The organism is Streptomyces tailanensis (genome assembly GCF_008386495.1).
In the GTDB taxonomy this organism is placed as follows: Bacteria; Actinomycetota; Actinomycetes; order Streptomycetales; family Streptomycetaceae; genus Streptomyces; species Streptomyces tailanensis.
The window spans coordinates 21,433-31,577 of record NZ_VTHJ01000088.1 but is presented as its reverse complement, the minus strand read 5'-3'; the positions used below and the strand labels follow the sequence as shown (position 1 = coordinate 31,577).

The 10,145-nt window shown below is 71.6% G+C and carries 6 protein-coding genes and 2 pseudogenes; 4 read left to right on the top strand and 4 right to left on the bottom strand.

Annotated elements, in window-relative coordinates; translation table 11 throughout:
• Window positions 1-836 (top strand): HupE/UreJ family protein (locus F3T56_RS41490; RefSeq protein WP_149830640.1); only part of this gene is annotated, 836 nt, incomplete at its 5' end.
• A 273-nt stretch (window positions 837-1,109) separates the two neighbouring features.
• Here the strand turns inward: F3T56_RS41490 and F3T56_RS41485 are convergent.
• The 4 genes and pseudogenes from F3T56_RS41485 to F3T56_RS48875 all read right to left on the bottom strand — a co-directional run.
• Window positions 1,110-1,589: a MarR family winged helix-turn-helix transcriptional regulator gene (locus F3T56_RS41485; protein WP_149830638.1), complete on the bottom strand. Its 480-nt coding sequence runs from the start codon at window positions 1,587-1,589 to the stop codon at window positions 1,110-1,112.
• Window positions 1,590-1,600: 11 nt separating this feature from the next.
• Entirely contained in the window at window positions 1,601-2,662 is a 1,062-nt protein-coding gene (locus tag F3T56_RS41480; RefSeq protein ID WP_149830637.1) for an alkene reductase, read from the bottom strand.
• A 76-nt stretch (window positions 2,663-2,738) separates the two neighbouring features.
• A complete protein-coding gene (locus F3T56_RS41475; RefSeq protein WP_149830635.1) occupies window positions 2,739-3,644 on the bottom strand; it encodes an NADP-dependent oxidoreductase in 906 nt (301 codons plus the stop codon).
• A gap of 307 nt (window positions 3,645-3,951) precedes the next feature.
• A pseudogene (locus F3T56_RS48875) lies at window positions 3,952-4,257 on the bottom strand (helix-turn-helix transcriptional regulator); the annotation flags it as partial.
• A gap of 250 nt (window positions 4,258-4,507) precedes the next feature.
• On the opposite strand from F3T56_RS48875, the pseudogene F3T56_RS48870 reads away from it, so the two are divergent.
• From F3T56_RS48870 to F3T56_RS41450, 3 genes and pseudogenes are all read left to right on the top strand, one after another.
• Window positions 4,508-4,669, top strand: a pseudogene (locus tag F3T56_RS48870) (VapC toxin family PIN domain ribonuclease); the annotation flags it as partial.
• 599 nt (window positions 4,670-5,268) lie between these two features.
• Window positions 5,269-6,426, top strand: coding sequence for a PLL family lectin (locus tag F3T56_RS41455; protein WP_149830634.1), 1,158 nt, complete (start codon window positions 5,269-5,271; stop codon window positions 6,424-6,426).
• Window positions 6,427-6,625: 199 nt separating this feature from the next.
• Entirely contained in the window at window positions 6,626-10,138 is a 3,513-nt protein-coding gene (locus F3T56_RS41450; protein ID WP_172639394.1) for a BTAD domain-containing putative transcriptional regulator, read from the top strand.
• The last annotated feature ends 7 nt before the right edge of the window (window positions 10,139-10,145 follow it).

Below are 10,145 nucleotides of genomic sequence, written 5' to 3'. Positions count from 1 at the left end.
GCATCCTGAAGACCGACGACGCCGAGACCCTCGGGATCGTCGACTTCGACACCAAGAGCCTCGAAGTCCCCGCGGGTGAGGGCTCATGGCTACGGGGCTTCGCGACGACCGCCGCCCTGGGCACCGAGCACGTGGGCGAGGGCGCCGACCACCTGCTGTTCCTGCTCATGCTGCTCATCCCGGCCCCCCTGGTGGCCGCGGGGGGTCGATGGCGCGCGGCCCCGTCACCGCGCCGCAGCGTCGTCCGCGTCGTCCATGTCGTCACCGCGTTCGCCATCGGCCACTCGCTCACCCTGGCGCTGGCGGCCACCGGGGTGATCGACCTGCCGACCCGCCCGGTCGAGACCCTGATCGCCCTGTCGATCGCGGTGTCCGCGGTCCATGCCGTGCGCCCCCTGGTGTCCCACGGCGAGGTACTCATCGCAGCCGGTTTCGGTCTCGTCCACGGCCTGGCGTTCGCCTCCCTGATCGGCGACCTCGGCCTCGACCGCGGCTCGCTCGTGACCACGCTGCTGGGCTTCAACCTGGGCATCGAACTGACCCAACTCCTCGTCGTCGCCCTGATGATGCCCTCCCTGATCGTCCTGGCCCGCACCGCGCTCTACCCCGCGTTCCGCATCGGGGTGGCCCTGACCGGCCTGCTGTTCTCGGTCTCCTGGACGCTCGAACGCGCCGCCCTGACATCGTCCGACCCCTTCGAAGGCGTCCAGACGTGGCTGGTCGAGCACCCGCTGCTCGTCGCCGTGACGGTCGCGGCGCTGGCCGTCGTCGCCCGGCGCACCGCACCACAGGCGCCCTCCGACGGCGACGGAACGCTTGGAGCCGGAGCCCACTGACAGCGTTCACACGTCATCCCCAGCCGCTCGGCAACCGTGCCCAGAGGGAGTCCGGCCGCTCCCTGACAGGCAGCTGCCGTGACCGTGACGGACGTGTACGGCGCGGTGCTCGCGGCCGGCCTGACCGACGAGCACGGCCGGTTCGACTTCCGGAAACTGCCGTACCCGGCAGCACGACGGAAGTGCGGGTGGCCGCCACCGGCTTTTGTGGGGCACACCCCAGCGGCACGCTCGGGGTACGGCGCGTTCCAGGCCTTGGCGACGCGTACCGCGTCACTGGGACTCTTCCCGCGGAAGAGCGCGGCTGTTGATCGCGTCGGCGATGGCGTAGGCGGTGCTCACGAAGGACTCTGCCTGCTGTGCCGACAGGTTCCGCGCGGAGGTCTCCTCCAGGGCCCGCCACATGGCTGCCAGGGGCTCGCGCATGGCACGGCCCTTGTCGGTGAGGTGGACGACCATGACGCGCCGGTCGTGTTCGGCCGGCTCGCGGATGAGCAGGCCGGCGTCCTGCATGCGGCGCAGGGACTTGGAGACGGTGGAGTGGTCCAGGCCGACGCTTTCGAGCAGCTCGGACTGGGTCTGGCCGTCCCGGTCGAGGAGTTGCATCAGCAGCAGTTCCTGTCCGGGATGCAGGTCCATCTCGCGGAGCATGGCGCCGGCGCGGGCCCGGTGAGCGCGGGCGAGCTGGAAGATCGCGTAGCTCATCGGCCCCTCGCTGGCCGTGCTGGGGGGGCGGGGTGTGGGGGCGGGCATGATGCGGTTCCTCAGACGGTGTAGGTGGGGTAGTCGGTGTAGCCGGCCACTCCGCCGCCGTAGAAGGTCGCAGGGTCGGGGGTGTTCAGCGGCGCGTCAGAGCGTAGCCGCTCGACCAGGTCCGGGTTGGCGAGCGCGAGGGCACCGACAGAGACGAGGTCGGCCGTGCCGTTGTCGATGTCCTTGGCGCGGGTGGGCAGGTCGGTGCCGGCCCGGTTGAGGATCAGCGTGGTCGGCCACAGCGCGCGCAGGGTGCCCAGCAGCTCCTCGTCGCCCGCGTGCATCACGTGGAGGTAGGCAAGGCCGAGCGGGCTGACGGCGCGCAGGAGCGCCGGATACAGCTCGGCGGTGTCGGACTCGGCGATGTCGTTGTAGGGGGTGCCGGGGGAGATGCGCAGGCCGGTGCGGTCGGCGCCGATCTCGTCGGCCACGGCAGCGGCGACCTCGACGGCGAAGCGGATGCGGTTGTCGAGGGAACCGCCGTAGCGGTCGGTGCGCTGGTTGGTGTTGTCGGACAGGAACTGGTGCACCAGGTAGCCGTTGGCGCCGTGGATCTCCACGCCGTCGGCGCCTGCCGCGACGGCGGCCGCTGCGGCGCGACGGAAGTCGTCGACGGTCGCCGCGACCTCCTGCGTCGACAGAGCACGGGGTGTCGGCATCTCCTGGGGGCCGGAGGCGGTGAACATCGTGCCCTGCGGCTGGATCGCCGAGGGGGCGACCGGTCGGCGCCCGTGGGGGGTGTTGTCGGGGTGGGAGATGCGTCCGGTGTGCATCAGCTGGATGACGATGCGGCCGTCGGCCTCGTGCACGGCGTCGGTGACCTTGCGCCACCCGGCGATCTGCTCGCCGTTGTGGATGCCGGGGGTGAGGAGGTAGCCCTGGCCGTCGGTGGAGGGCTGGGTTCCCTCGGTGATGATGAGCGCGTGCGAGGCCCGCTGGGCGTAGTACTCGGCGTTCAGCTCGGTCGGTACGCCTTCGGGTGTGGAGCGGTCACGGGTCATGGGGGCCATGACCAGGCGGTGCGGGAGGGAGATGTCACCGACGGTGGTCGGTGTCCACAGGGCGTTCAGCATGAAGGGTCCTTCGGTTCGGTGATGATCGTTCGGTGATGACCAGTTGATGATCGAAAGAGGGGAAAGGCGGCCGTGATCAGTCGAGGGTGAGGACGAGCTTGCCCCGCACATGCCCGGCGTCGCTGACCTGCTGGGCCGTGGCGGCCTGGTCGAGCGGGTAGGCGGTGACGGTGGTGACGACCTTGCCGGTCGCGGCGTCCTGGGCCAGCGCGGCCAGGCCGGCGGCGGAGCGTTCCCGGGGACTGCTGGAGAAGGCGATGCCGAGCTTGTGCGCGCGGAAGTCGGCGATGGTGACGATGCGCTCGGTGCCGCCGCGCAGGATGATGGAGTCCTCCAGGGCTCCCTTCCCGGCCACGTCGAACACCGCGTCCACACCATCGGGGGCCAGTGCCCGGACCCGCTCGACCAGGCCCTCGCCGTAGCGGGTCGCGGTGGTGCCGAGCGAGGTGAGGTAGTCCTGGTTCGCGGGGCCTGCGGTGGCGATGACACGCGCTCCGCGGGCCGTGGCGAGCTGGACCGCCAGGGTGCCGACCGCTCCGGCCGCGCCGTGCGTCAGTACGGTCTCCCCGGCGACGACGCCGAGCAGGTTCAGGACCCGCTCGGCCGTCGCGCCCGCCACTGGCAGCGCGACCGCGTGCTGCCAGTCGGGGCCGGCGGGCTTGGGGGCCACGGTGGTGGCCAGCGCGTACTCGGCGTACGAGCCGGTGTCCGACCAGCCCAGCACCTCATCACCCACCTTCACGTCCGGCACGCCCTCACCCAGGGCGTCCACCACTCCGGCGAGCTCGCCACCGGGGACGGAGGGGAGCGGGGTGGGGAATCTGGCCTCCAGCGCCCCGGAGCGGATCTTGCCGTCCAGAGCGTTCAGTCCGGCCGCCTTGACGCGGACGCGGACCTGCCCCGGGCCGGGCTGCGGGACCTCGATGTCCGCCTCGCGCAGTACCTCCGTGCCTCCGAAGCGGTCGAACAGGATGGCTTTCATGACGACTCCGCTCGTGCCGTCACCCATTTAGGTGGCTGGACACATAATTAAGGTACCGGCAAACGTGTGGCTAGCCAAGTAACTGCTGCCGCTCGTGCTTCGCAAGATCGGTAGAGGTCGCGTCGGTCTCCTCGGCACGGGGTTCGCAGCGGGAGGCGCCCGCCGTAGCGCGCTTTCCGTGGACAAGGGCAACGCCGACCGGGAGCGGTCGTCCAGGGCCAGTACCGCCGCCCCGTCCGCTTCCTTGTGCTGGCGCGGCGACCTCACAGTGCGGCAGGTCGCCCGAAGGGGAAACGGCCCCGTTGGGTCACGGCTCTCCATGCCTTCTATGAGCAGTGGCGTCAGTTTCCGGCCCTGTCTCGCGCCGGCGGTATTCGCTCGGGCTGATGCCGTGTTCCTTCTTGAACGCGTTGCTGAGGGCGAAGGCATTGGCGAAGCCGACGCGGTCGGCCACCATGGCGAGTGTCGTGTCGGGCCGGCGCAGCAGGTCGGCGACGAGCGCCAGGCGGCGTTGCCGCAGGTAGGTCATGGGCGGTTGCCCGACCAGGGTGTTGAAGCGCCGGGCGAGGTGCGCTCGCTTCGCCCACGTGGGCCGACACCACCAGGGACGCGCCCGGACGGCCCAGGCCGACACCCGACACAGACCCGGGCTTCGGTCCGAACTGGCTGGAGATCGTGCCCAATTGGGTGCCGTCATGAGGAGTGGACACCGGCTCCACGCATCTCCCCGTCCCCCGCGAAGCATGCCTTGGTCGTCTTGCTCACGCTCACTGCGAGGGCGATGGCGTCCCACATCGTCTCCATCGCTCCGCATGTGAACGCCGAGAAGGCGTGCGGCGCCCACGGTGCCGGGGCGGAATCTCAAGCTGACCCAGCGGGGCTGGCATCGGGCGGCTGGAGCGATTGACCTGCTGGTGTGCGCGACTGCTGTGCACCATGGGCACACTATTCTCCAGGTGGATAATGACTTCGCGACAGTGGCCGGAGTCCTCAAGGAAGTTCAGCAGCGAGACGCACGAGTCTGATCACCCTGCGTGCCCGGGGCCGACTAACAGGTGCCCCCCGGTACAGCCCGACTGAGCTATCCCCGCATACGCGGAACCCATACCTCGGGCAGGACGCAGGTAATCGAAAGGGGCGCCCGGCAATCTTCGCGTACGCCGCTCTGGCGGTGGGTGGAGGTCAGGAACCGAGGTGCTGACCGACGCTTTCGTGTCAGCCTGTCTGGCTCCGGCGCTCAAAAGGTCCGGCGCTCAAAAGGTATGTCGAGGTCCGGGCGCGAAGCCGCAAAGGCGGGTGGGCGGTGGGGCGGTGGAGGCCCGGACGACGAGCTGGGTGGCCGTTCCGTGCGGCCGATCTCGGTGAAGGGCTGGCGGACGGTGGTCAGGGGCGGCGCGGACGTACCGGCTGCGGGAGTGTCGTCGAAGCCCACGAGATGGCGTTGTGCACGGGAGTTGCCGCCGTTCTGCCGGTTCGGGTGTCGTCCTTGCCGCTGTGGGGAGTTTGCGCAGGCCGGAGTGGGTGCGGTGGGTACAGTTCCGGTCCAGTGGTACTGACCTGCCGACTTCCTAGCGTGGGAACCACGGCACAGCACACGCTGCGCCCCACGCCTGGAGGAGAAGACATGGCCATCAGAACCAGAACCGGACGGCGGCACCCGGCCCTCGTCCCCGCGACGCTGGCGGTGCTCACCGCGTGTCTCGTGGTGCCCTCGACGGCCGCGAGTGCCGATACGGGGCCGCAGATCGTGGAGCAGGTCGGTGCCGCCATGGTCACCGACGGCAGCACGTTCCGGGCGGACGAGTTCGCCGTCGACTCCCAGGGCAGAATGTGGGAGTTCGAGCAGAACGGTTCGGACTGGGGCAAGGCCAACCGGGGTTACCCCTCCCGGGGTTCCAGCAGCACCACGATCGTCGAGGGCGCGGGCGCGGTCGGCGTCGACCACGGTGTCCGGGCGTACGCCATCGGGGCGGACGGCCATCTCTGGGAGTTCTCCCACGACGGTGACGCCACGAGTTGGGCGAAGTTCGAGCGTCCGAGGAACGCCGGCCAGATCGTGGACGCCGTCGGTACCCAGCAGACCAGCGACGGAATGCTCGTGGTGGTACGGGATGCCGACCGGCGGCTGTGGCAGTACCGCTGGCGCCGCTCCACCGCGGCCTGGAGCACGGAGTACATGGGCACTGCTCCCGCCAACGCGGGGCAGCTGACGGTCGCCGGTCTGGGCCTGTTCAACGACGGGGCGTACGTCTTCATGATCAACGACCGGAAGGAACTCTTGTCCCTCCACAAGACCAGGGACGGGAACTGGACCTGGTTCTCCTGGGGCAAGCATCCGGAAGGGCGGTCCGTGTCCTCCCTCGGCGTCACCTGGGGCAACGGCGGCCTGTTGCACGCCTTCGTGAGGTCCGGTGACGGCCACGCCTGGCGGGTCTCCTGGGACGACCCCCGCCAGACCGGGCGGTGGGAGGACCTGGGAGCCCCGCCGGCCGTTCCGCTGACCGGCAACGGCGGAGGTGTGACCCAGTTCGGCAGCGTCGAACAGATCACCGGGCTCGGCAACGACGGCCGACTGTGGTCGACCATGACCGGACAGGGCCCCACCAACGTGTGGAACAAGGTGGCGGTACCAGTGGGCTTCCCCTCTCTGAACAAGGAGTTGGGCTCCCTCACGGTGGAGGGCGACATGCACACCTTCGTCGTGGACGCGGAGAAGGACCTCTGGGTCGCCACGTACACCTACAACCGGAACCTGTGGGCCTGGAACGAGATCGGCGGGTGACCGACCCGCCGGGCCCTGGCGGCCCGTTGACCCACTGACACGCCCCCGCTGCGAGGGCCCGGAACGCGGAAACCGTTCCGGGCCCTGGCAGCCGTCCCCGCCGCGTGATAAACCGTCAAAAAACCTGCCGGCGGGGCTGATTGGACGCTTGACCAGCGTTGCCCGGTCCCTCGGTGGTACCGGAGGGGGACACGGGACATTGGGGCGTTCGCCTGAGCAGCTGGGGATCTGGCTTCGTGACCGCCGTGTGCACCTGGGCCTGAGCCAGGCCCAACTCGCCGAAACGGCCGGGGTCAGCATCCGAGGCATCCGCGAGATCGAACGGGGGCGGGCAGCGTCACCGCGCAGCCGGTCGGTCCTGCGGCTGATCGCGGCACTGGGGCTGGAAGCCGCGACGGACCCCGGCGAGGCGCCGCGAGGCGGGGACGTTCTCCGGGTCGCGGTGCTCGGTCCGCTGACGCTGCGGGTGGCTGGGGAGACCATGGATGTCGGGGCGGCCAAGCAGCGAGGTCTGCTCGGCCTGCTGGCCCTTCAGCCGGGACTCTCCGTCGGGCAGGACGAGATCGTCGACGTCCTGTGGGACGGCAGCCCGCCCGCCACCTGCCTGAACCTGGTCCATACGTACGTTGCCCGGCTACGCCGCCTGCTCGCCCCGGTGAACAAGGCGGGGCAGGCATCGGACGGGGCGCTGCGCCGCACCCGCACCGGCTATCTGCTGCACCTCGCCGAAGGCCAGTCGGACGCCGTGGAGTTCACCGAGCTGGCGGCACGGGCCTCCGCCGAGGGCCCGGACGAGGCGTTCCGGCAGTCCGCGGCGGCGCTGCGGCTGTGGCGGGGCGCCGTCCTGCGGGACGCGCCGCACCAGGTGCGCGAGCATCCGTCGGCGGTGGCGCTCACCCGGCTGCGGATGTCGCTCGTGCAGTCGTACGCGGACAGGGCCCTGGAGCTGGGCAGACCGGCGGACGCCCTCCCCGAACTCGAGCAGGCCGCCGCCCTGGATCCGCTGCACGAAGGCGTGCACGCCCGGATGATGCTGGCGCTCACCGCCTCGGGCCAGCAGGCCGCCGCCCTGGGGCTGTTCGGGGAGTTGCGGACCCGCTTGGACGACCAGCTGGGAGTCACCCCCGGGCCGGAGATGACCGACGCCCACCTGCGCGTCCTGCGGATGGACCTGCCGCGCTCGCCGTCCGCCGCACCGGCCCCGGCGACGTCCCCCATGCCGCCCGCCCTGCTGCCGTACGACATCCCCTTCTTCACCGGCCGCGACGAGCAGCTCGCCCGTCTGGACGCCCTGCTCTCGGAACAGGGCAGCGGGATCTGCGCGCTCACCGGCGCCGCCGGGGTCGGCAAGACGGCCCTGGCCGTGCACTGGGCGCACCGGGTCCGTGACCACTTCCCGGACGGGCAGCTCTTCGTGGACCTGCGGGGGCATTCGCCGGGGGCGGCGCCGCTGCGCTCCGTCGAGGCGCTGGTGCGGTTCCTGCTGGCGCTGGGGGTGGCGAGCGAGCGGATACCCGGCACACCCGAGGCCGCCGCCGACCTGTACCGGACCCTGACCGCCGGGCGGCGGATGCTGGTCGTCCTGGACAACGCGGTCGACGCGGACCAGGTCCGGCCGCTGCTGCCCGGCGGACCCGACTGCATGGTCCTGGTCACCAGTCGCCACCGGCTGGCGGGGCTGGCCGTCCACGACGGCGCCCGCCGCCTCGCAGTGGACGTCTTCGGGGCCGAGGAGTCCCGGCTGCTGCTGGTCCGTACGCTCGGCAGAACCCGGGTCGAGGCGGAGCCGGAAGCCGCCGCCGAGCTCGCGGACGCCTGTGGCCACCTCCCGCTCGCCCTGCGGATCTCCGCCGCCAACCTGGACCACGCGCCCCGGCGCGCCCTCAAGGACCAGGCCGACGAGCTGTGCGAGGGGGACCGGCTGGGCCTCCTGTCCGTGGACGGCGACGACGGGTCCGCCGTACGGACCGCCTTCGCCCTCTCCTACCACGCCCTCGCCGCCCCGGTCCGCCGGATGTTCCGGCTGCTGGCCCTCGTGCCCGGACCCGAGATCGGCGTCGAGGCAGCCGCCGTCCTCACCGGTAGCACCCCGCGCGAGGCGACCCGCTTGCTGGACCAGCTCAGCGCCGCCCATCTGCTCCGCGAACACCGGCGCGGCCGCTACCGCTACCACGACCTGCTGATGCTGTACGCGGACGAGCGGCTGCGGCTGGAGGAGACCCGTACCGCACGGGAGTCGGCATCCGCCCGGCTGCACACATGGCTGCTGGCCGCCGTGAACCGCTGTGCGCGGCTGCTCTACCCCGGCACACAGCGGATGCCCGGCGCGGACGACGAGCCCGACGGCGCCCCCACGTCCCAGGTTCCGCTGCCGGACCTCGCCGACGCCTCGGCCGCCGCGCGGTGGCTGGACGTCGAACTGCCGGGCCTCGCCGCGACCGTCCACAGGGCCGCCGCCGAGGACCACCCGGCCGCCTGGCAGCTCGCCGACGGGCTGCGTGGCTGTTCGTGGACGCGGAAGCACGCCGTCGACTGGACGGCAGTCGGCGAGGCAGCCCTGGCAGCCGCCCGTCGAGCCGGGCAGCCGCTCGCCGAGGCCGCCATACACAACCTGCTGGGCGACGCCCACACCCAGCAGGGGCACATGGACTCCTCGATCGCTCACTACGAACGGTTGCTGGCGCTCGCCGAGGCCGCCGACTGGCTGGACGGTGCGGCCACCGCCCACAACAACATCAGCACGGTCGCGCAGCAGAGCGGTCGGCTGAGGCTCGCCGCCGAGCACCTGGACCGGGCCATGGACATCGACCGGCGCAACGGTCTGCCGCAAGGGCACCCCGTGGTGCTCGGCAACCTCGGGCACACTCTGCGTGACCTGGGCCGGCTGCGCGAGGCGCTGGACTGCCACCGCCGAGCGACGGCACTGCTCCCGTCGCTGGGCTCACGTATGAACCAGCTGTTCAACACGGCCGATCTGGCGGAACTGCACCACCTGCTCGGCGAGCCGGCGCAGGCGAGGCACCAGCTGCACGCCCTTCTGCCGCTGGCCCGGGAGGTGGGCGACCATGACACCGAGGCGTTCGCCCTGCGGCTGGCCGCCCGCATCCGGTGCGACACCGGGGATCTCACGGGTGCTCTGGAAGCGGCCCGGACCGCTGCCGCCCTCAGCGACGAGGACGGCGACGACCACAGCCGCGCCACCGCTCAGCTCGCCCTCGGCGGTGTCCTGCTGACGGTCGGCCGCAGGGACGAGGCGGCCATGGCCTTCGAGGAGGCGCTGGCGCTGGCCCGTAAGCGCGGTGCCACCGACATCGAGGCGCGCGCGCTCCTCGGGCTGGCCTCCGTCCCGGTCCCCACCGATCGCCGGCAGGCCACCGCCGCCCTGGAGCTGGCCCGGCGCTCGGAATACCGCCTGGTGGAGAACGAGGTGCTCACCGTGCTCGCCCGCTGCGGGCTGGAGCACGGGGAGCCGGCTGTCGCCGTCGAGTACGGCCGCCAGGCTCTCGACGCACACCGCGAGAGCGGCTACCGCAAGGGGCAGGCCGAGGCCCTGGACATCCTCGGCCGGGCCACCGCCGCGACCGCCGGTGCCGACCCGGTGCCGTACTGGACGGAGGCCCTGGAGATCCTCGACGCTCTCGGCGCTCCAGGGGCCACGGCGCTGCGGCACCGGCTCGCCGGGCAAGAGCCAGGAGTTGGGCGACTTCAGTGACCTTGCG

Excerpts from the sequence above, each read along its gene's own strand:
- F3T56_RS41485 (WP_149830638.1), bottom strand. The coding sequence starts at position 1,589 with ATGCCCGCCCCCACACCCCGCCCCCCCAGCACGGCCAGCGAGGGGCCG.
- F3T56_RS41480 (WP_149830637.1), bottom strand. The coding sequence starts at position 2,662 with ATGCTGAACGCCCTGTGGACACCGACCACCGTCGGTGACATCTCCCTC.
- F3T56_RS41475 (WP_149830635.1), bottom strand. The coding sequence starts at position 3,644 with ATGAAAGCCATCCTGTTCGACCGCTTCGGAGGCACGGAGGTACTGCGC.
- F3T56_RS41455 (WP_149830634.1), top strand. The coding sequence starts at position 5,269 with ATGGCCATCAGAACCAGAACCGGACGGCGGCACCCGGCCCTCGTCCCC.